The sequence below is a fragment of the Methylobacterium sp. 22177 genome (assembly GCF_052045615.1).
GTDB classification, from domain to species: domain Bacteria; phylum Pseudomonadota; class Alphaproteobacteria; order Rhizobiales; family Beijerinckiaceae; genus Methylobacterium; species Methylobacterium radiotolerans.
Genome location: NZ_JBQEPK010000068.1, coordinates 1 through 20972 on the forward strand (window position 1 = coordinate 1; position 20972 = coordinate 20972).

Genomic DNA, 20972 nt, shown 5'->3' on the forward strand with positions numbered 1-20972 from the left:
GCGATCTTGGCCATCTTCTTGTAGCGCTCCTCCATCTCGCGCACGGCCCACTTGAGGGCGATGACCGCCTTCTTCGGATCGATGACCACGGGGGAGAGCAGGTGCGGGATGCCGTCGTAGACCGACAGCTCCAGCATCTTCGGGTCGACCATGATCAGGCGGCACTCCTCCGGCTTGAGCCGGTAGAGCAGGCTGAGGATCATGGTGTTGATCGCCACCGACTTGCCCGAGCCGGTGGTGCCGGCCACCAGCAGGTGCGGCATGCGCGCGAGGTCGGCGATGATCGGCTCGCCGCCGATGTTCTTGCCGAGGCACAGCGCCAGCTTGTGCTTGCTCTCGGCGAAGTCGGCCGACGAGAGGAGCTCGCGCAGGTACACCGTCTCGCGGGTCTCGTTCGGCAGCTCGATGCCGATGACGTTCCGGCCGGGCACGACCGCGACGCGGGCCGAGACCGCCGACATCGACCGGGCGATGTCGTCCGACAGGCCGATCACGCGGCTGGACTTGGTGCCGGGGGCGGGCTCGAGCTCATAGAGGGTGACGACCGGGCCCGGCCGCACCGCCAGGATGTCGCCGCGCACGCCGAAATCCTGGACCGTCTGCTGCAGGTTGAGGGCGTTCTGCTCCAGCACGTCGGCGTCGACCTCCTCGCTGCCGCCCGGCGCCGGCAGGGCGAGCAGTTCGAGCGACGGCAGCTCGTAATCGGCGTTCTCGATCGGCGCGATCTCGAGGTGGCGGCCGGCGGGGATCAGGTGCGCACGGGGCGCCACCAGGGGGACCGACGCCGGCGCGGGGGCCGGCAGCGCCGGGACCTCGACCGCCTCGACGGCAGCCGCGGCCGGCTCGGCCTCGGCCTCGACGTCCGCCTCGACCGGCTCCGGCTGCGGCGCCAGCTTGCCGCGGAGCAGGACCGGACGCGGTGTCATCGGGATCACCACGCGCTCCACCTCGGCGCGCGCGGCGACCGGAGCGGCAGAGACCGGGGCGGGAGCGGGTTCGGGCTGGGCCGGTGGCGCCGGCGGGACGACGCTCGGCTGACCGGCCGCGCGGATCGCCGCCCGGGCCGCCATGGCGCTGAGAGCCGGCGCGCGGCGGGGCGCCTCGGACACCGGCGTGGCCGGAGGCTCGGCCGCGGCGCTGCCCGGGCCGAAGACCAGCGACAGGCCGGACGCGGCCGGCGTCACGACGGGCGGCAGAAAGGCGCTCCGAATCGTGGCGGCCTCCTCCATCCGCGGTCCGGTCTCCGTCCCGTTATCCTGCCCGTCGGCCGGGCGCGGCGGCTGGTCGAACCGGACGAGCCGATCGAGCACGTAGACCGGCCGCGGCGGCAGCGACCGCAGGTGCGAGACGTCGAGCGGCATCGAGACGAAGCGCTCGTCGGACGCCGCCGGCGCCGCGACGGCGGCCGGGGTCGGCGCGACCTCGGCGGGCGGCGCCTCCAGGGCCGACCAGGCATCGACGGACGACCAGTCGCCGCCGTCGAACCAGGGCTGGACCTCGGACCAGTCCGGCAGGTCCGACCAGTCGCGGGCCGGGGCCTCGGCGACCGTCTCGACCAGCGCGGCGGCGACCGGCGCGGCCGCGACCGGGGCGATCGCCGCCGTGGAGGCGGCCAGCTCGACCGCGGGCCGGACCGGGCGGCGGTCCGGCGTGCGGAAGAAGCGGACGCCCGGCGGCGCGACGAAGGGCTGGCGCCACAGGGGCACCGGCTCCGCGTCCGGCGCGGAGGCTTCGGGCAGCGCCGGCACGGGCGCGGCACGCTCGGCCTCCTCGGCGGCGACCCGCGCGCGCTCGATCCGCTCCCGCTCGGCCTCCTCGCGGGCGGCCCGCTCGGTCTCCAGGGCGAGAGCGGCGGCCTGCGCCTCGGCGCGGGCGCGCTCCAGGGCCACGCGCTCGGCCTCCAGGGCGCGCTGGCGGCGCTCCTGCAGGACCGAATCGGGGGTGCGGGTGTAGCGCACGGCCGAGGGGGCGGCGGCCGGAGCCGGCGCGTGGACCGGGGCCGCGACGTGACCGGCGACATGTCCAGCGGCTGGAGCTGCGGCCGGCGCGTAGTCGGGGGCGATGGCGGCGGGGCGGCGCGGCTGGCGCACCAGCACGCCCGGCGAGGAGGCGCTGCGGTCGATCCGGCTCTCGAGGGCCGGGCCGTCCAGGACGTCGAGGCTCGCCCGGTCGTCGAAGACCTGGGCCGGCCAGTGCGGCTCGGGCGCCGCGGCGCGCGCGGCGCGCTCGGAGCCCTCGCGGCCGACCATCGCGCCCGGCGGGGTGAGCCAGCTCGGCTCCGCCCGGCGCCCGGGCGCGCCGTAGGACGGGCGGGCGGGCAGGCCGGCGGGAGAGCCGGAGAGGCGGCGGGTGAGGCTCGCGCGGAGCGCCATCAGCCGGTGCGCCAGGGCTCCCAGGGAGAGGCCCGAGCGGTCGCCGCCGCGGACAGGGCGGGCGGGGTCACGGTGGGAGTACGGAGGCCGTCCCGATGCGCGCATGGGTTCTCAGACGATACTCGAAACAGGGATCCGCCGACGCGCGGCGGCTGTTCCTGAGTTAGGCCATTCGTCGTTAATGGAGGCTTGCCACCGGCCGCGGCGCGGAAACCATGCGGGGCGATCGGCTCGGCCATCCGGCCGGACCCCGCGTCGCCGCGACCGCGCCGTCACCGCCTCCGGGGCCGGTTTGGCCGCGGAATCACGAGGGAACGTCGCGCGATGTACCGGAAATCGAGATCTGGTCCCCGTCCCGAGACGCCGCGGCGCGGTCTCTCGGGATGACGTCGAGAACGGGCTAGAGTGCGGGCAGGCTCCGCCCCCCGACCGCCCGCATCCCCTATATGACCCGCAGCCCCCCTCATCCGGACAGGTGCCCGTGTCTCCAGCCACCTCCGAATCGCCGGCGCGCTTCCGCTCCCTCTATCGCCACGGTTTCGCCCGGGTCGCGGCCTGCACCGGCCGCAGCCATCCGGCTGAGCCCGAGCGCAACGCCGACGTCATCCTCGACCTCGCCCGGACCTGCCACGATTCGGGGGCGGCGCTGGCGGTCTTCACCGAGCTCGGCCTCTCGGCCTACGCGATCGAGGACCTGCTCTTGCAGCAGACGCTGCTCGACGCGGTCGAGGCCGCCGCAGCCCGGGTGATCGCCGAATCGGCCAATCTCCGGCCGCTGCTGCTCGTCGGCGCGCCCCTGCGCTGGCGACACCGCGTCTACAATTGCGCGCTCGCCATCCAGGGCGGCGGCCTGCTCGGCGTCGTCCCGAAGACATTCCTGCCGAACTACCGGGAATTCTACGAGAAGCGCCACTTCGCCTCGGGCGCCGGGATCGCCGGCGAGACCGTCCGGGTCGCCGGTCGGGACGCGCCGTTCGGCACCGACCTGCTGTTCCCCGCCGAGGACCTGCCGGGCCTCGTGGTCGGGGTGGAGATCTGCGAGGATCTGTGGGTGCCGGAGCCCCCCGGCATGCGCGCGGCGCTCGCCGGCGCCACCGTGCTGGCGAATCTCTCGGGCAGCCCGATCACCGTCGGCCGGGCCGAGTCGCGGGCGCTCCTCTCCCGGGCGGCCTCGATGCGGGGCGCCTGCGCGTACGTCTACGCGGCGGCCGGCCAGGGCGAATCGACCACCGACCTGTCCTGGGACGGCCAGACCAGCATCGACGAGCTGGGCGTGCGCCTCGCGGAGGGCGAGCGCTTCCCCGAGAAGCCGGTGACGACGCTGGCCGACATCGACCTCGACCTGATCGCCCAGGAGCGCCTGCAGGCGGGCAGCTTCGACGACGACGCGCGCGGCCACACCCTGCCCTATCGCCGGGTGCCGTTCCGGGTCGGCCCGCCGGAGGCCGATCTCGGCCTGATCCGGCGGATCGAGCGCTTTCCGTTCGTGCCGGCCGACCCGTCGCGCCTCGCGCAGGATTGCTACGAGGCCTACAACATCCAGGTCGCCGGCCTCGCCAAGCGCCTGGAGGCCACCGGCACCCGCAAGGCCATCATCGGCGTCTCGGGCGGCCTCGATTCGACCCACGCGCTGATCGTGATCGCCAAGGCGTTCGACCGCCTCGGCTACCCGCGCTCGGACATCCTGGCCTACACGCTGCCGGGCTTCGCCACCTCGAACGCGACCAAGACCAACGCCCACGCGCTCATGAAGGCGCTGGGCTGCACGGCGGCCGAGATCGACATCCGCCCGGCCGCCAAGCAGATGCTCGCCGACATGAACCACCCATTCGCCAGGGGCGAGGCGGTCTACGACGTCACCTTCGAGAACGTGCAGGCGGGCCTGCGCACCGACTACCTGTTCCGGCTCGCCAACCACGCGGGCGGCATCGTGGTCGGCACTGGCGACCTGTCGGAGCTGGCACTCGGCTGGTGCACCTACGGCGTCGGCGACCAGATGAGCCACTACGCCGTCAATGCCGGCGTGCCCAAGACGCTGATCCAGCACCTGATCCGCTGGGTGATCGGCAACGGCGAGGTCGGCGCGGACGAGGCCCGCACCCTCCAGGCCGTCCTCGACACCGAGATCTCCCCCGAGCTCGTGCCGGTGGACCAGGACGACAGCCCGCAGAGCACGGAGGGCACGATCGGCCCCTACGCGCTGCAGGATTTCAACCTGTTCTACACGCTGCGCTACGGGTTCCGGCCCTCGAAGATCGCCTTCCTGGCGCTCCACGCCTGGGGCGACCGGGAGCGCGGCACCTGGGCGCCGGACTTCCCGGAGACCAAGCGGGTCGCCTACGATCTCCCGGAGATCCGCCGCTGGCTCGGGGTGTTCCTGACCCGCTACTTCGGCTTCAGCCAGTTCAAGCGCTCGGCGCTCCCGAACGGGCCGAAGGTCTCGGCCGGCGGCTCCCTGTCGCCCCGGGGCGACTGGCGCGCGCCCTCCGACGGGTCGGCGCGGATCTGGATCGACGAGTTGAACCGAAACGTCCCTGAAACTTGACCGTCACAAACTCGACCGATTGTGCCATTATGAGCACGGTCAAGCCGATTCTTCGCAATGCGAGATCTTGTATTGGGAAAATTGGCTTCGAGGGCGGCCAGGCGGAGGACTTCGGATGCGAAGCTACAACCTGTTCCAGCTCAAGGGCGAGGAGGGCCTCTGCTGCGCGGTGCCGGAAGCCAGCACGGTCCCGCCCTTCATCGGCGCGGGTCGCTGGACCTTCGGCGGCAAGCTCTGCGACGGCAGCCGGCAGCCCCTCGACTTCGACGGGCGGGCCGCCGACACCGCGGTGCGCTTCAACGGCTTCTACCTGTTCCAGACCGTGGACCGGCGCTTCATCGCCTGAGCAGGATGCGGCCGTCGCGCGTCGTCTCCGGCGGGACGCGCCGGGGCTCAACCCTGGCGCGCGGGCGGAGCCGCGCATCCGGACCGATCACGCGCGATCCGACGGCCTCCGCTCCCGGGAGCCCCGACAGGCCCCCACCCCGCCCGTCACGGCGCGCGGGAGGCCGGCGGGATGATCGGCGCGGAGACGACATCACTGAAGTCATCGGGCGTAAGTCGGACCGGCCCGGGACGCGGACTCCCTTTCCCGGAATCGTGGCGGCGGCCCGTCATCGGTCTCGAGCCCTGTAGCGGGCCTCGACTCGGCGATCGCGACCAAGATTCCTTAAGGGCTGGCGTGCAGGTTTCGCGGAACCGTCAGCTGTCCGGAGCCGCCCGCATGTCGGAGCACCGCCGAGAGACGCGCCAGAGGGTCTTCCTCAAGGGGCGCGTCGTCTTCAACAACGGGTCGTCGAGCCTCGACTGCCTGGTGCGCGACATGTCCCCCACCGGCGCGCGCCTCGTGATGAGCGAGGCCACCACGCTCCCGGACGCGTTCGATCTCTACATCCCCCAGAAGGACCGGACCTACCGGGCCACCCTGCGCTGGCGCCGTGAGGATGGCATCGGCGTGACCTTCGAGGTGCCGGCCCTGGCCGGCACCGCGCCGGCCTCGCCCGATCCGGCTGCGACGGACGCCTCCGTGACCCTGTTGCTGAAGCGCATCAGCGAGCTCGAGACCGAGAACGCCGCCCTGCGCCGGCTGCTCGCCAGCATGGCCCAGTCGGGCGATTCGGCGAGCGCGGCCTGAGTCCCGGGCCTGAGCGTCAGGCCTGAGACTCGAGCGCCGCGCGGATGCGCGCGGCGTGCTCGGCGAGGACCGCGTTGTCGGCCATCCCGCCCTCGTGGCGCTTCAGCGGCACGCCCTCGCGCCGCGGGATGACGTGGACGTGCAGGTGGAACACGGTCTGGCCGCCGGCCGGCTCGTTGAACTGGAACAGGGTCAGACCCTCGGCTTGGAAGGCGGCCTTCACGGCGCGGGCGACCTTCTGGACGCTCGCCATCAGCGCGGCGAGCGAGTCCGGGTCGGCGTCGAGCAGGCCGCGGGCCGGCGCCTTCGGGATCACCAGCGTGTGGCCCTCGCCCTGGGGCATCACGTCCATGAAGGCCAGGGTGTGGGCGTCCTCGTAGACGCGGTGGCAGGGGATCTCGCCGCGCAGGATCTTGGCGAAGATGTTGTCGGGATCGTAGCGGGCGTCGGCCATGCTGCCTCCGGGACTCCTTGAGCGGCCGCAGGTTGCACGGGGTACCCGCCCGCGTCCACACGGGAACAACCGACCCGCCGCGACGCTTGCATCGCCGCGGCGGCGGCGCCGTGCCGGGGTCCGATGGCCCGGCGTCCCACAGACCGCGCAGGGAGTTCCGGATGGCGCACGAGAGCACGGGAGCGATCTACGCGGCGGCGGGCGCCAACCTCGCCATCGCGGCGGCGAAGTTCGTGGGCGGGGCGCTGACAGGCTCGACCGCCATGCTCGCCGAGGGCGTGCACTCGGTGGTCGACACGGCGAACCAGGTGCTGCTCCTCGTCGGCATGAAGCGGGCCAAGCGCCCGGCCGATGCCCGCCACCCGTTCGGCTACGGACGCGAGATCTACTTCTACGCTTTCGTGGTGGCGCTGATGATCTTCCTCGGCGGCGGCCTGTTCGCCGTCTACGAGGGAATCGAGCGGGTCCGCCATCCCGAGCCGGACGTGGATGCCGAGCTGTTCGGCTACCGGCTGCCCGGCCTCTGGGTGAACGTCGCGATCCTGGGCTTCGCCATCGCGGCGGAAGGCACGTCCTTCTTCGTGGCGATGCGCCAGTTCTGGGCCGAGAAGGGCAAGCACTCGGCCGTGCGGGCGATCCGGCGCAGCAAGGATCCGACCCTGTTCACGGTGCTCGCGGAGGACACCGCCGCCCTGATCGGCCTGCTGATCGCGCTCGCCGGTGTGGCCCTGTCCCACCTTCTGGAGATGCCGAGCCTGGACGGCTGGGCGTCGGTCGGCATCGGCCTCGTGCTCATCGGCATGGCGGCGTTCCTGATGGTCGAGACCCACGGGTTGCTGATCGGCGAGGCGGCCGATCCCGAGGTCGTCGCGGCCATCTCGGAGCTGGTCCGCGCCGAGCCGGGCGTTCTCCACGTCAACGAGGTGCTGACCCAGCACCTCGGCCCCTCCGACATCCTGGTCAATCTCAGCATCGACATGACCGACGATCTCAGCGCCGGCGAGGTCGAGAGCCTCGTCACGCGCCTCGACCGGGCGCTGAAGGCGCGCAGCCCCGACGTGACCCGAGTGTTCATCGAGATCCAGCAGCAGGGCGATCACACGGTGCGGGCGGCGGCCTGAGCACGCCCGCCTCGCCGGCGAGTGCGGATCTCTGTCAGGCATCCTCCCCGCGCATCGGCGGCGGCGGGCGCACGCCGTCCCAGGGGGCCGGCGACGGGAACACCTCGTCGAGGAAGGCGAGGAACGCCTTCACGTTCGGATTGCCGCGCCGGCTCTCCGGCCACAGCGCCGTGAAGACCGAGCGGTCGACCGCGAAATCCTGCAGGACCGGCACGAGCGCCCCCCGGGCGACGTGCGGCGCGGCGATGTAGGTCGGCGAGATGCCGATGCCGCCGCCGGCCACCAGCACCGCCGCGACGGCGTCGCTGAAATCCGCGACGATGCCGGCATGCGGCGTGAACTCGATCCGGCGGCCGCCGACCTGGAACGGCCAGCGCAGAGCCTGGCCCGTGCTCTGGAAGCGGAAGTTCACGCAGTCGTGGTGGGCGAGGTCGTCCGGGTGCCGCGGCGTGCCGCGCCGCGCCAGGTAGACGGGCGCGGCGAAGGCGCCGAGCCGGTGCGGGGCGAGGCGCCGCGAGAGCAGCCGGGAATCCGCGAGTTCGCCGACTCGGATCGCGACGTCGATGCCCTCCTCGATCAGGTCCACGAAGCGGTCGCTCAGGCGCAGGTCGACCGACAGCTTCGGATGGCGGGCGCGGAACCGCGGCAGGGCCGGCCCGAGCAGGTGCACACCGACCGGGATCGATGCCGCCACCTTCAGGGTGCCGGCAGGCTCGGAGCGCGCCGCGACCGCGGCCTGCTCGATCGCCTCGGCCTCGCGCAGGAGTCGCAGCGCCCGCTCCTGCAGGTCGCGCCCCTCGGGCGTCAGTGTCAGCGAGCGCGTCGTGCGGGTGAAGAGGCTCACGCCGAGCCGCGCCTCCAGCCGCTGCACGCTCTTGCTCACCGCCGAGGGCGAGATGCCGAGGGACCGGGCGGCCGCCGAGTAGCTGCCGAGGGAGGCGGAGCGGGCGAAAGCGACGATGCCCGTCAGCCGGTCGAGGCCGATCTGTTCCATGACGGCATGACTGAAACGAATTGCGGCCCGATTATCAAGGCGAAGGCGCCGCTCCAATCTTGTGTCCCTCGCCGCCACCCTGGCGCCGAGCGGCAAGGTTTCCCGCCATGTTTCCCGCCCTGAGCAGCACCCTCCAGGACCGCAGCGTCGTGGTCTTCGGCGGCACATCGGGCATCGGCCTGGCGGCCGCCCGCCAGGCCAAGGCCGCGGGTGCGGCGGTCATCGTGGTCGGCCGCGACGCGGCGGGCGCCGAGCGCGTCGCGGCGGAGAACGGCTTCGCCGGCTGGCGCGCCGCGGACGTGACGCGGCCCGACGCAGTCGCGGCCGCCCTGGCCGATATTCCCCGCGTCGATCACCTCGCGCTCCTGGCCGGCACCTTCGTGGCCGGCAAGATCCGCGAGGCCGAGGTCGACCACTTGAAGCGGGCCTTCGACGAGCGGATCTGGGCCGCGGTTCACGCCCTGCGCGCCCTCGGCGACCGGCTGGCCGGCGACGGATCGGTCACGCTCATCTCCGGCGCCCTGGCGGACCGCCCGAGCGCCCAGGGGACCGCCGTGCTGGCGGCGGCGTCGGCCGCGATGGAGGCCTTCGCCCGCGGCCTTGCCCTCGAACTCGCACCGGTGCGGGTGAACGCGCTCTCGCCGGGCACCACCGACACCCCGCTCCTGGCCCGCACGCTCGGCGCCCACCGCGACGCCTACGTGGCCGGGCTCACCGAGAGGCTGCCGCAGCGACGCCTCGGCACCGCCGAGGAGGCCGGCGCAGCCGTCGTCTTCCTGATGGGCAACGGCTTCATGAACGGCGAGACCCTCCACATCGACGGCGGCGGCCGCCTGATCTGAGCGGCCGATCGCCCACGTCGAAGGAGAAGCGCGATGTCCGACATCACGGCGGCCGTACCGGCGGCGGAGCCCGACCACGACCGGCTGCTGCGTGCCAACCTGGAACGGGTCTTCAACGAGCGGGACGCCGTCGTGCGGGCGGCCGCCCTGGACCTGCTCTACGTGGCCGAGCCGATCCTGTTCGAGCCGGACAATGTCGTGCGCGGGCGGGCAGCCATCGGCGCGGTCGCCGGGGCGCTCCTGGACCGGTTCGGGCCGACCTTCCGCTTCAGGCCCGTCGGCAGGGCTGTCGGGCACCACGGAATGGGATCGCTGCGCTGGGAAGCCGGCCCGGAGGGCGGGCCGATCGCGGTCACCGGGACGGACGTCGCCGAGATCGTGGACGGCAGGATCGGACGGCTCTGGGTGCTGCTCGACCCGCCGGTCGCCTGAGACCGGCGCCGCGAAACGGTCGGGCGTCAGTCGCTCCGGCCCACCTGCCGGAGGCTCAGCGCCCAGAGCCGCTCTTGGACGGCCTCGTCGCGGCTCCCGGCCGAGGAGACCTTCGGTCGCCCGTGGGAGAAGTACCGGCCGGTGACCCCGTCCAGGCCCGGATCGCTGGCCACGCGGAGGGAGGTCCGTGCGCCCTTCTCGGGCGTGATCAGGAACGGCCGCATCAGCGCCCAGGCCGCGCCGAGCAGCCCGCCGGTGTTCTTGGCGAAGCCGGTATTGACCACCCCCGGATGGACGGCGTTCACCGTGATGCCGCTGCCCCGCAGCCGTCGGGCCAGCGCGTAGGTGAACAGCACGTTCCCGAGCTTGGCCTGGGCATACGCGCCCATCGCCCGGTACCGCCGGGCGCCCTCGACGTCGTCGAAGTCGATGTGCCCCCGGTAGTGGGCCGCGGAGGCGACGTTGACGATCCGCGGCTTCCCGCCCGTCGCCGCCGACTCCTTCAGCGTGTCGAGCAGTTCGAGGGTCAGGAGCACGTAGCCGAGATGGTCGAGCGCCCAAGTGCGCTCGATCCCGTCGACGGTCAGGGTGCGCCGGTCGAAGATCGCGCCGGCATTGTTCACTAGAACGTCGAGGCGCGGATAGGCCGACCGCAGGGCCCCGGCGAGCCGGCGGATCTCGGCCTGCGCGGACAGATCCGCGCGGTGCGGCTCCACGGCGGCGCCGGGCACCGCGGCGCGGATTCGGTCGGCGCAGGCCTGCAGCTTCCCGGGGTCCCGCCCTACGATGGCGACCCGCGCGCCGAGGCGCGCGAGGCCGAGGGCCGTCTCGTAGCCGATGCCGCCGGTCGCCCCGGTGACGAGGCAGACCGTGCCGCGCACCGCGCCGGCCTCAGAACACCGCCTGGCCGACCGCGAAAGCGATGACCACGATCACGATGGCGATGAGCAGGAACAGGCCGAACAGGATGCGGGCCAGCGAGCCGGCGCCGGAGGCGATGCCGGTGAAGCCGAGACCGCCGGCGATCAGCGAGATCACGAAGCAGATGAGGGCCCATTTCAGAAGGGTCATGGCGTCACTCCGGCTGCGCCCCGGCGCGGGGCCTGATGCTGCTGCCTCAACCGGCGCCAAGCGAGACCGTTCCGCGGATTCCGGCCCGGTCCGCTTTTATTCTTACCCGCGCTCGGTCGCGCGGGTCGCGGCGCGGTCAGCCGGTCTTCGCCACGGGCTGCGCCGGCACGTCGGCGCGCTCGAGCATGATCTCCGCCAGGGTGTGGTAGAGGCCGCCCCGGCAGATCGCCTTCGAGGCCGCGTCGGCCAGCAGGGCCGCGACCATCAGGGGGATTACCATCGCGTGGTTCTGGGTCATCTCGGTGACGATGACGAAGCTGGTGATCGGCGCCTGCAGCACGCCGGTCAGGTAGGCCACCATCCCGATCAGCACGACGGCGCCCACGGGCATGCCCGGCAGGAGGCCGTGGACCGTGCCGCCGAGGCCGGCCCCGACCGCCAGGGACGGCGCGAACAGGCCGCCCGGGATGCCGCTGATCGAGCTCAGCACGGTGGCGGCGAATTTCAGGGGCGCGTAGGTCCAGCCGGCCGCCGCGTCGCCGTGGAGGATGGCCTTGGCCTCCTCGTAGCCGGTCCCGTAGGCCGCGCCCCCGGAGGCGAGGCCGCACAGGGCGACGCACAGCCCGCAGGCCGCCGCGAAGATCACGGGCCGCTTCCGGATCGCCCGTCCGGCCGCGCCGGGCAGGCCGCGGGCGAACAGGATCACCAAGCGGCTGAACAGGCCGCCCGCGAGGCCGCCGACGACGGCGACGAGCGGGACGATCCAGCCGGCCGCCAGCGGCAGGGCGGCGTCGGTCGTCCCGAAATAGGTATAGTTGCCGAGGAGCCCGAGCGAGGTCAGGCCCGCGGCCACGATCCCGGCCACGATCAGGCCGGAGGAGCGCGCCTCGTAGGCGCGTCCCAGTTCCTCGATGCCGAACACGATGCCGGCGAGCGGCGTGTTGAAGGCCGCCGCGACGCCGGCGGCGCCGCCCGCGAGGAGGAGCCCGGGCAGGCGCTCGGGGGTCAGGCGGCCGAAGGCGGCCATGATCGCGGCGCCGACCTGCACGGTCGGCCCCTCGCGGCCCGCCGAGGCACCGCAGAACAGGCCCAGGAACAGGACCAGCACCTTGCCGAAGGCCACGCGCGGCGAGATCAGCGAGTAGCGGAAGCCGGCATCCCGGGCGTGGCGGGCGGCGATCACCTGCGGGATGCCCGAGCCCTGCGAGTTCGGGAAGACCGTGAGGGCGAGGAGCGCCGCGAGGGCGAAGCCCGCGGGCGTCAGCACCAGGGCGATCAGCGGCGACGGCGCCGTGAGCCGCCGGAACCCATCCTGCGCGAGGTCGGCACCCTTGGCCATCAGCACGGCGGCGAGGCCGACGCCGATCCCGCCCACGAGGAAGAGCAGCCGCCCGCGCCAGAGCGGGTAAGCCTCCATCGAGGCCGACCGCAGGCGCATGATCGAGCGTCGGTAGCGCGACCGTTGCGGGGGCGGGGCATCCGTCGTTTCCCGCACCTCGTCCCGCTTCTCGACCATGAAAGAGCACCTCGTCCGCGCAGTCGGAGCGGACGCTATAGCGCAACGGTCAAGGAAAGACCCCCTTCGCGGGACGGCCGGAGGCCGGCACCCGCGTGCCGGCCCCGCCGCTCACCCGATCACCACCTGTGGTGCCAAGCGGCCCGATGCCAGCCGCCGTGGTGGTGCCAGCCCCAGGGGCGGTGCCAGCCCGCGTGGCGCCAGCCCCACCGGTGGTGCCAACCCCAGGGCCGGTGCCAGCCGTAGACCACCGGCCGGGCGTAGTAGACCGGGCGGTACGCGTAGGGGCGCCAGTTCGGCTTGCACCAGCCATACCAGCCCCGGTGGAAGCCCGGGCCGCAGCCCTGGGCGGCTTCCGCCGTTCCGGCCGTGGCGGTCAAGGTTCCGAGTGCGAGGAGTGCTGCGCCTGCCAGCTTCATCCGCATCGTCGTCCTCCTTTCAGTCGCGAGCAGAGCGATGATCCGGCCCCGGTCCGACCGAGTTCTCACCGGATCCGATCCGGCCGTTTGCGATGAGCCGGAAGTGCGCTCGAAACATCCGAAGCCCGGAAAGCGTTTCTTCACAAACCTGTGCGCGCGGAACGACTTCGCCTCCGCACCCGCGAGCGTCGCGATACCTTGCCGACGGCTTCGGTCATCCCGTAACGATTTCGAGCGCGTCGCGGCGCCCGTGCGGCAGCGCACGGACGCGTCGGTCCCGCCTCAGACCTCCGCGGCGCAGAGCCTCTCAACCGCCCGCACATACGCCTTGGCGTCGAACTTCTTGAGCGAGTTCTCGCTCTGATAGCGGACCGTGCCGAAGATCTTGCGCTTCTGCCAGGGCCGGTCGTGCAGACCGTACACCCAGGCGACGTTGGTGAAGGAATTCGGATCGCGCCCGTCGAGGAAGTAGCGGTTGTTCAGCCGGAGCGTCCGGGCGAAGCCCTCCCGGGGGGACGGGGACCATTCGAGGATCTTCTTGCCCCAGTACATCCGCAGCTGGTTGTGCATGTAGCCGGTCTCGCGCATCTCGCGCATCGCGGCGTTCCAGTAGCGGTCGTGGGTCTCGCCGGCGGCGAGCTGCGCTTCCGAGTAGGCGTGGGGGCGCTCGTCCCTCGCGTGCTCCGCCAGGGTCTTGCGCGCCCAGTCCGGCACCGCCCTGTCGTAATCGTCGTAGCCCTCCGTGTAGTAGACGTGGTTCATGGCGAGCTCGCGCCGGACGATCAGCTCCTCCAGGTAGGCGCCGCGGTCGTCGGAATCGCCGACCTTGGCTTCCCGCACCGCCAGGGCGATCTCCACCGGCGAGATCTGCCCGAAATGCAGGTACGGGCTCATGTGCGAGGCGGCGGCCGCCTCCGGCATGTTGCGCCCCGCGCCGTAGCCCGAGAACCCGTCTTTCAGGAACGCCTTCAGGCGCTTGCGGGCCTGCGTCTCGCCGCCGGTGAAGCGCCTCACCGGGCCGACCTCCCGGTCGAGGGTCATCCCGGCGAGTACCGCCTCCGGATCGGAGACGTCGATCGCGCTCTTCAGCGTCAGCCGATCGGCGGAGTGCTTCACCCTGCGGGGCTTCAGCGGCGCGAGGAACGGGTCCCACAGCCGGTTCAGCTTCGGCCGCAGCGTCCGGGCGGCGTACTCGTGCTTCGGCGAGGCCGTCTCGACCGGCACGACGACGTCGCCCTCGACCTGGACGATCCGCGTCTTCACCGCCGCGGCGATCTCCCGGTACCAGCCCTTCTGGATCGCGAGGTAGCCGCGGTCGAGCACGAGGAGCGCGGCGTCCTCGGCGAGGGCGATGGCGATCTCGGCGGGCGAGCACTTGCGCATGACGAAGCCGACCCCGCGCTTCTCCAGGCCCGCCTTCGCATCCGCGAGACCCTGGAGCAGGAAGGCGTAGTGGCGGGCATTGGCTTCGGGAAAGCCGCTGGCGCCGTCGAGCAGGCCGAAGCAGGCGACGACCGGCAGGTCGAGGCGGTTCGCCTCCTCGATGGCGAGTTCAAGGGCCGGATTGAACGTCGCCCGATTGGCCTGCTGCAGGAGATACAGGACGTAGGCGCCGTCTCCGCCCGGCTCGACATCGTTGAGGATCCGGACCCGCTCACCCTGGATCGCCATACTCACCTGCCCCTTGCTTGGCGCGTCGCGCCGAACCTTGGCTGGAGAAGGTAGAGCGGGCGGGAATTTCGTCCGTCCGGACGGGGCGGATGAAAAGCCGCAGTCGAGAATGCGGGCCGAACTCCGGCTCGATCCGCCAGAACACCGTCTCATCAGGGACTTGCGGGAGGATCGATCGCGCCCTGCCGGGGCAATGCAGGTTTCGCTGGCGCGCGACAGTCTGCGACATTTTCAACACAGGCCGGCGGGGATGCGTGCGCGGACGCACGAAAGGACAGCCCTGCTGTCCTGATGCTCTTGAATTTTCCATCCGGGAGCGCAGATTGTGCAGCGCGGGAAGGCGATGGCGTCGCCCTCTCGCAGCCCTTCTTGGGCGTTTCCTCCCTAGACTTCGGGCCGCTCCTTCGGGAGTGGCCTTTTTTCTGTCCGGAGGATGCGGAGGCCCGCCCCCCTCTCAGACGGCGCGAGGGCGCGCGCCGATCCGCACGTTGGGCGCCTCGGCCCGCGCGGGATCGGGCGACGCCGCCCCGTCCGGCCGCCTCGGCGGGCAATCCTTCCCGCCTGCGAGCCGCCGCGCGGGGGCCGTCGGTCGCCGCGTGGGGGCGCGTCAGCGCGTCGCGCCGGCCCCCGCTCGGCTGGCCGCCAGCGCGGCGGCCTTGCCGGCCGCCGTGTAGAGGTCGAGGCGCGCGTAGACGCCGAATTCCGAGCCGTCGTCGAGGAAGCCGCCGCCCGGGCCCTGCGTCTCGGTGAGGATCGCGTTGGCCTCGTCCAGCGTCAGCGCCGGGAACGCCGCGGTCAGCAGGTGGCCGGCCTCCGGCGCGACCTTGCCCACATCCTCCCGCCGGCCGGCGGTGTCCGGATGGACCACCGGCAGGCCGTAGGTCTGGGTCGCCGCGTAGAAGGCCGCGTTGGCGGCCGCGTCCTTGAACCGGCCCGTATCCTTCGCCGCGCAGGCCGCCACCGTGTCGCCGCAGCCGGCCTTCAGCGCCTCCGTCATCGCCGCGCGCGCCTCCGTCAGGAGCGCCCGGTAATCCGTCACGCCGACCGTCTTGTCGGCCTCGGCGGACGCCTTGTCGAGGACGGCCGGATTCTTCCGGATCTGGCCGACATAGGCCGGATCGTTGGCGAGCAGGTGCGCGAGGGCGTGCAGCGAGGTCGCCCGGCCGCCCAGCACGTCCATGGCGTAGTGGGCGCCGACGATGATCCGGTCGTTGCCGTACTCGGCGGCGCGGGCGACCATCTGCTGGTAGCGCTCGGGCACGAGGAGCGCGAGCACCATGGACTCGGTGTAGCCGTAGGTGGTGTGACCGCTCGGGTAGGACGGGCTGTTCACGAGGTCCTGCGAGGGGCCGCGCAGCCAGTCGAGGCTGTCGGACGCATCGCCGAAATAGTCCTTGCCACGATAAGTGAGGAGGCGCGGCAGGGTCTGGAACGGCCGCGAATTGCCGTAGCGGTCGGCGCCGGGGCTCCCGGCCGGCCGGTCATAGGCCTTGCCGAACACGTCGGTGACCGCGCCGTTCGACAGGATCGCGGCGGCCTCCTCGGAGACCGGATGCTTGCCGTTCGTGGTGGCGTTGGCGAAGAAGTACTTGCCGGAATTCGAATCCGACTTGGTCACGTTGTTGGTGTAGCCGATCAGGTTGGCGACCGCCGGCGCGATGCTCGTGAAGGTCTTGTAGTCGCTGTAGGTCGCCTTGGCGTGGTAGGCCTGGGCGAGCGTGGTGCCGAGGCCGTCGGCGAGGTTGGCGGCGTTGCCGTCGGTGATGAAGCAGTCCCGCAGGGCGAGCTGCTGCTGCTCGGGGAACGGCAGGAGCGTCGGCTGCTTGAGCTCGCCGGTCTGGATGTCGCCGGTGACCCGCAGGTTCGCGTCCAGCGCCGCCTTGCCGTTGGGCGTGGCCTGCAGCCGGGCCACCGGGACCAGCCCGCGCAGGGCCGACAGGTTGGCGGCCGACTGTGCGAAGGCCTGGAGCGGCAGGGCCGCCCCGAGCAGCGCCAATCCGACCCGCAGCGTCCCGAACATGCAGCCCTCCCCTCGCGGATGCCGTGCCGGACGCTAAGGCCGTTCCCGATCGCGTTGCAATCGGGCGCGCCCCCGACGTCCCCATCTTTGACGGGCCCGCGGCGCCGCGCCGGCCTCCCGCGGCGGCGCGCGCCTCAGCCCCGCGCCCGGGCGCGGATCATGAAGTTGTCGTAGGTGTACTCCGCCACCTGGAACCAGAGGTACTCCTCGTTGCGGAAGGTCCGCATCGCCTCGTAGACGCGGCGGAAATCGGCGTTCTTGGCGGCCATCTCCGCGTAGACGTCGTTGGCGTTCTTGAGGGCGGCCTCCATGACGTCCTGGGGGAACGGCCGCAGCTGCGCGCCGCCGGCCACCAGCCGGCGCAGGGCCTGCGGGTTGCGGGCGTCGTACTTCGCCTGGACGTCGGCGCCGACCTCGGCGGCCGCGGCCCGGAGGATCCCCTGGTAGGATTTCGGCAGCGCCTTCCACTTCTCGGCGTTGAACCAGAAGTGCAGCATGGCGCCACCCTCCCAGAAGCCGGGATAGTGGTAGATCGGCGCGACCTTCTGCAGGCCGAGCCGCTCGTCGTCGTAGGGGCCGATCCACTCGGCGGCGTCGAGCTTCTTGCTCTCCAGGGCCGCGTAGATCTCGGGACCCGGGACCGCCTGCGGCTGCACGCCGAACTTGGCGAGCACTTGCCCGCCCATGCCGCCGATCCGGAACTTCAGCCCCTGCAGGTCGGAGAGGCTCTTGATCTCGCGGCGGAACCAGCCGCCCATCTGGGCGCCGGTGTTGCCGCCCGGCAGGCAGACCAGCCCGGCCTTGGCGAAGACCTCGGCGAACAGTTCGGCGGCGCCGCCCGCCTGCCACCACGCGGCGGCGCCCCGGGCATTGAGGCCGAAGGGCACCGCGGTCGCCAGCGCGAAGGTCGGATCCTTGGCCATGCCGAGGGTCGCCGGCCCGTGCCCCATCTCGACGGTGCCGGCGGCCACGGCGTCGAGCAGGCCCTCGGCCGGGACCGGCTCGCCGGGCCCCTGAACCTGGATCTGGAAGCGCCCGTCGGTGGCCTCCGCGACGATCCGGCTGAGCGCCTCGGGCGCGCCGTACAGGATGTCGAGGGTCTTGGCGTAGGCGGAGGACAGCCGCCAGCGCAGCTCCGGGGCGGATTCGGCCCGGGCCGGCGCGGCGAGCGGACCGGTGAGCGCCGCGGCCGCGCCGAGGCCGGCGGTCAGCACGCTGCGGCGCCGCGTCCCGGCCGCGGGGGATCGCGCGAGGTGAGGTTCGTCCAACGGCATCTCGTCCGAGCAGGTCCGGCCCGGCCGGGCCGGATCGGGGGTCGCAGGTAGCACGTGCGTGCCGGTTCTCGAAAGCCGCGGGCGGCCGGGGCAGTTCCGTCGCGCCTCGAAACCGGCCCGCGCCCGTGCTAGGCGCCCGGGATGCGCACCGAGCCCGCCGTCACCCTGCACACCGTCTGCGGCCTGGAGGAGCTGGCCGGCCACGGCGCGCGCGGCGTGAGCCACGTCCTGTCGCTGCTCGATCCCGGCACGTCGGAGCCCGCGGCCTTCACCGCCTACGGCGCCCACGCCCGCACGACCCTCCGGTTCCACGACTGCCTCGGTCCGGGCGAGGGCCTCGTCCCGCCGGAACCGGAGCACGTCGCGGCGATCCTCGATTTCGGGCGGTCCCTCGATGGCGCCGGCCATCTCCTGGTCCACTGCCATTACGGCCTGTCGCGCTCCACCGCGGCGCTGCTGACCCTGTTCGCGCAGGCCGAACCGGACGCGCCCGCCGCCGCCCTGGTGGAGCGCCTCCACGCCCTGCGCGAGCCGGCCTGGCCGAACGCGCGCATGATCGGCTTCGCCGACGCGATGCTGGAGCGGGACGGGGAACTCAGCGCGGCGGTGCGACGGCTGCACGCCCTGCAGTTGCGGGTTCGCCCGCATCTCGCCGAGCTGCTGCGCGGGCTCGGCCGCGGCGCGGAGGTCGACGCCGCGCAGGCCCTGTGATGAGGAGCCCGCCCCTCACTTGCCGGCCGGCGTGAAGCTCCCGTCCTTCCACACGTAGAGCACGTAGCCCTGCGCGGTGACGTCGCCCTTGGCGTCGAAGCCGACGGTGCCGAGCACGAGATCGAAGCGCTCGGTGTGCAGCGCCTGCGCGATGGGCCTCGGCTCGGTGGAGTGGGCGAAGTTGCCGGCCGCCACCAGGGCCTGCATGGCCGCGTACCCGTAGATCGTGGAGCCGGTGGGATCGACGCCCTCGGCCTTGAAGGCCTTCACGACGGCCGCGGCGGCGGGCTGCCGGCTCGGGTCGAGGTAGAAGGTCATCAGAACGCCGTTGCTCGCGGACCCGGCGATCTTGGCGAAGTCCGGCGTGGCGATCGCCGAGGTGCCGAACCATTGGGGGCGGAAGCCCCGGTCCGCCGCGATCTTCACGAGGCGGCCCATCTCGGCGGCGTCGCCGCCGTAGTAGACGACCTCGATCCCCGCGCTCTTGAGGCGGTCGGCCAGGGCGGCGTCGTCGGCGTCGCTCGGCGAGAACGACAGGAACAGCGCCTCGTTCACGCCGATGCGGTTGAGGTTGTCCTTGGTGGCGGCGGCGAGGCTGCGGGCCGCCGGCGTCTGGTCCTGGATCAGCGCGATCTTCCGGTCGCGGAACCGCTCGGCCAGCACGGCGGCGGACAGGCGGGCCTGATCGTCGTCGCGGCCGCAGACCCGGAAGATGTTCGGCAATCCCCGGTCGGTGAGCCGCGCCGCCACCGAGGCCGCGGTGATCATCACCACCCCGTTCTGCGCGTAGATGTCGGAGGCCGCGATGGAGGCGTTCGAGCAGACATGGCCGACGACGAGCCGGACGTTGGACCGGACGAAGTGGTTGGCCACCGCCATCGCGGTGTTCGAGTCGCAGGCATCGTCCTGCACGTCCAGGGTCACGGGCTGGCCGTCGAGGCCGCCCATGGCGTTGGCGTCCCGGGCCGCGGCCTCAACGCCGCGCAGGACCTGCTCGCCGACCGCCACGTAGGGGCCAGACCGCGGAACCGCCACGCCGATCACCACGTCGGCCGCCGCGCGGGAGGCCGGCAGGAGCGCGAGACACAGGCTCAGGGCGATCAGCGCGGGCCGGAGCGGCCCGCGGGCGGGGACGAAACGTCCGATCTTCATCGGGCTCTTCTGGGCATCCTTGCGCGACACGTCGGCGCGACGGCGGATGCGGCTCCGTAGCCTCGATCCCGCCCCGCACCCAGTGCCCATACGCGAGGACGCGCCGAAACGCGATTTTTTTCCGCGGCGGTCCTCTGGGCGACCCGGTGCCTGATTCCGGTGCCTACTTGGCGTAGGCGTAGGCCGTCGCCGCGGAGGCGACCGGTCCGGTGACGCCGTTGAAGGCGGTGAGGACCTTCTGGACCTCGGTGAAGGGCGCGTTCGACACGTAGATCAGGTCGCGGTTGCGCATCCGGAACGCCTGCGACACAAACAGGCTGTTGGGGTCGCGCATGTCGATCCGGTAGACCACCGGCACCAGAGGCGTGCCGAGCAGCTTCGAGCCGGGGCTGAGACGACGCACGACGCTGGCCGGCTCGAACCGGAAGATGAAGGTGCCGGCCGGGTCGGCGGCGAAGTCCGACAGGCCGCGCGCCTTGGCCAGCGCCTGCGCCAGCGTGATCCCGTCGGCCTGGAACGGCAGCTCGGTGCTGTTGCCCAGCGCGCCCACCGCGATGAAGGTCTGCGGGTCGCGCACCAGGGTCAGCACGTCGTTGGGCCGCAGGTAGATGTTCTCACGCGGGTTCGACACCACCGTGGTCAGCGGCACGGTCGCGGTCACCGGCCCGCGCGAGAGCCGCACGAAGGTCTCGTTGACCGGCGCGCGGTTGCCGCCGGCGGCGGCGATGACGTCGAGGATGCGGTCGCCGTGGCCCGAGAGCGGCAGGCGGGCGCCGGCGGCGCCCTCGCCGGTGACGGTGACGGCCTGGGAGATCGGGCGTGTGACCGAGACCAGCACCTGCGGCTGGATGGCCTTGCCGGCGAGCTCGTTCTCGATGAGCGCCTGGACGTCCTGGGTGCGGCGGCCGGCGACCTTGATGCGGCCGGCGTAGGGCACCGAGATGGCGCCGTCGCGCCCGACGGGCTGCTCCGGGATGAGGGCGGACTTGGAACCTGCGGAGAAGCGGTCGGCGACGAGGGGCCCGGAGAACAGGCCGCCGGACCCGGCTTCCCAGACGGAGACCGAGACCATGTCGCCGATGCCGATGACCGGCTCGGAGGAGGGGCGGTGGTCGCCGAAGGAGGCGAGCAGGCTGTCCAGCGGCCGGCCGCGCAGGGCCTCGACCACGGAGGGAGTGACGTCGATGATCTCGTAGCGGGCGAGCAGGCCTCCGTCGGCCGTGGCGACCTCAGCCCCGGCCTG

19 protein-coding genes are annotated in these 20972 nt (G+C 72.6%); 7 read left to right on the top strand and 12 right to left on the bottom strand.

Annotated elements, in window-relative coordinates; all coding sequences use genetic code 11:
• Positions 1-2372, bottom strand: a 2372-nt coding sequence (locus ACTJK8_RS30195; protein ID WP_440763047.1) for a DNA translocase FtsK, incomplete at its 3' end; no start/stop codon positions are given.
• 481 nt (positions 2373-2853) lie between these two features.
• Between ACTJK8_RS30195 and ACTJK8_RS30200 the strand changes: the two genes are divergently transcribed.
• From ACTJK8_RS30200 to ACTJK8_RS30210, 3 genes are all read left to right on the top strand, one after another.
• Positions 2854-4917 (top strand): NAD(+) synthase, encoded by a 2064-nt coding sequence (locus ACTJK8_RS30200; RefSeq protein ID WP_024829144.1) that lies wholly within the window; start codon positions 2854-2856, stop codon positions 4915-4917.
• Between the two features lie 115 nt (positions 4918-5032).
• Entirely contained in the window at positions 5033-5263 is a 231-nt protein-coding gene (locus tag ACTJK8_RS30205) for a hypothetical protein (RefSeq protein ID WP_012320685.1), read from the top strand.
• 378 nt (positions 5264-5641) lie between these two features.
• On the top strand, positions 5642-6052 hold the full coding sequence (locus ACTJK8_RS30210) for a PilZ domain-containing protein (RefSeq protein ID WP_440763043.1): 411 nt from the start codon (positions 5642-5644) through the stop codon (positions 6050-6052).
• A 16-nt stretch (positions 6053-6068) separates the two neighbouring features.
• Here the strand turns inward: ACTJK8_RS30210 and ACTJK8_RS30215 are convergent, their stop codons facing one another.
• The gene (locus ACTJK8_RS30215; protein ID WP_058607145.1) at positions 6069-6506 is read right to left on the bottom strand and encodes an HIT family protein; all 438 of its coding nucleotides are present in this window, start codon (positions 6504-6506) and stop codon (positions 6069-6071) included.
• Between the two features lie 161 nt (positions 6507-6667).
• Here ACTJK8_RS30215 and ACTJK8_RS30220 point away from each other — a divergent pair, with 161 nt between their 5' ends.
• A complete protein-coding gene (locus tag ACTJK8_RS30220) occupies positions 6668-7627 on the top strand; it encodes a cation diffusion facilitator family transporter (protein WP_012320688.1) in 960 nt (319 codons plus the stop codon).
• A 34-nt stretch (positions 7628-7661) separates the two neighbouring features.
• Here the strand turns inward: ACTJK8_RS30220 and ACTJK8_RS30225 are convergent, their stop codons facing one another.
• Positions 7662-8621, bottom strand: coding sequence for a LysR family transcriptional regulator (locus ACTJK8_RS30225; RefSeq protein ID WP_058607144.1), 960 nt, complete (start codon positions 8619-8621; stop codon positions 7662-7664).
• 107 nt (positions 8622-8728) lie between these two features.
• Between ACTJK8_RS30225 and ACTJK8_RS30230 the strand changes: the two genes are divergently transcribed.
• Positions 8729-9463 carry an SDR family oxidoreductase gene (locus ACTJK8_RS30230; RefSeq protein WP_071000018.1) on the top strand — a complete coding sequence of 245 codons (735 nt, stop codon included), beginning with the start codon at positions 8729-8731 and terminating at the stop codon, positions 9461-9463.
• A 33-nt stretch (positions 9464-9496) separates the two neighbouring features.
• Positions 9497-9895, top strand: coding sequence for a nuclear transport factor 2 family protein (locus ACTJK8_RS30235; protein ID WP_440763044.1), 399 nt, complete (start codon positions 9497-9499; stop codon positions 9893-9895).
• A 26-nt stretch (positions 9896-9921) separates the two neighbouring features.
• Here the strand turns inward: ACTJK8_RS30235 and ACTJK8_RS30240 are convergent, their stop codons facing one another.
• The 7 genes from ACTJK8_RS30240 to ACTJK8_RS30270 form a co-directional block, all read right to left on the bottom strand.
• Positions 9922-10776, bottom strand: a complete 855-nt coding sequence (locus ACTJK8_RS30240; protein ID WP_440763045.1) for an SDR family oxidoreductase — start codon at positions 10774-10776, stop codon at positions 9922-9924.
• Between the two features lie 10 nt (positions 10777-10786).
• The gene (locus ACTJK8_RS30245; protein ID WP_010685332.1) at positions 10787-10966 is read right to left on the bottom strand and encodes a DUF1328 domain-containing protein; all 180 of its coding nucleotides are present in this window, start codon (positions 10964-10966) and stop codon (positions 10787-10789) included.
• Positions 10967-11102: 136 nt separating this feature from the next.
• Positions 11103-12482, bottom strand: coding sequence for a chloride channel protein (locus tag ACTJK8_RS30250; RefSeq protein ID WP_012320693.1), 1380 nt, complete (start codon positions 12480-12482; stop codon positions 11103-11105).
• Between the two features lie 119 nt (positions 12483-12601).
• On the bottom strand, positions 12602-12907 hold the full coding sequence (locus ACTJK8_RS30255; RefSeq protein ID WP_076730177.1) for a GCG_CRPN prefix-to-repeats domain-containing protein: 306 nt from the start codon (positions 12905-12907) through the stop codon (positions 12602-12604).
• Positions 12908-13183: 276 nt separating this feature from the next.
• Entirely contained in the window at positions 13184-14572 is a 1389-nt protein-coding gene (locus tag ACTJK8_RS30260) for a deoxyribodipyrimidine photo-lyase (protein ID WP_012320695.1), read from the bottom strand.
• Positions 14573-15179: 607 nt separating this feature from the next.
• Positions 15180-16592, bottom strand: a complete 1413-nt coding sequence (locus ACTJK8_RS30265; protein ID WP_116657055.1) for a phosphatase PAP2 family protein — start codon at positions 16590-16592, stop codon at positions 15180-15182.
• 134 nt (positions 16593-16726) lie between these two features.
• Positions 16727-17860: a TRAP transporter substrate-binding protein gene (locus ACTJK8_RS30270; protein WP_244413111.1), complete on the bottom strand. Its 1134-nt coding sequence runs from the start codon at positions 17858-17860 to the stop codon at positions 16727-16729.
• 147 nt (positions 17861-18007) lie between these two features.
• Here ACTJK8_RS30270 and ACTJK8_RS30275 point away from each other — a divergent pair, with 147 nt between their 5' ends.
• The gene (locus ACTJK8_RS30275; protein ID WP_012320698.1) at positions 18008-18577 is read left to right on the top strand and encodes a tyrosine phosphatase family protein; all 570 of its coding nucleotides are present in this window, start codon (positions 18008-18010) and stop codon (positions 18575-18577) included.
• A 15-nt stretch (positions 18578-18592) separates the two neighbouring features.
• Here the strand turns inward: ACTJK8_RS30275 and ACTJK8_RS30280 are convergent, their stop codons facing one another.
• Together ACTJK8_RS30280 and ACTJK8_RS30285 are read right to left on the bottom strand one after the other, a co-directional pair.
• The gene (locus ACTJK8_RS30280) at positions 18593-19729 is read right to left on the bottom strand and encodes a branched-chain amino acid ABC transporter substrate-binding protein (protein WP_012320699.1); all 1137 of its coding nucleotides are present in this window, start codon (positions 19727-19729) and stop codon (positions 18593-18595) included.
• A 163-nt stretch (positions 19730-19892) separates the two neighbouring features.
• A partial coding sequence (locus ACTJK8_RS30285) for a polysaccharide biosynthesis/export family protein (RefSeq protein ID WP_440763046.1) occupies positions 19893-20972 on the bottom strand: 1080 nt, incomplete at its 5' end.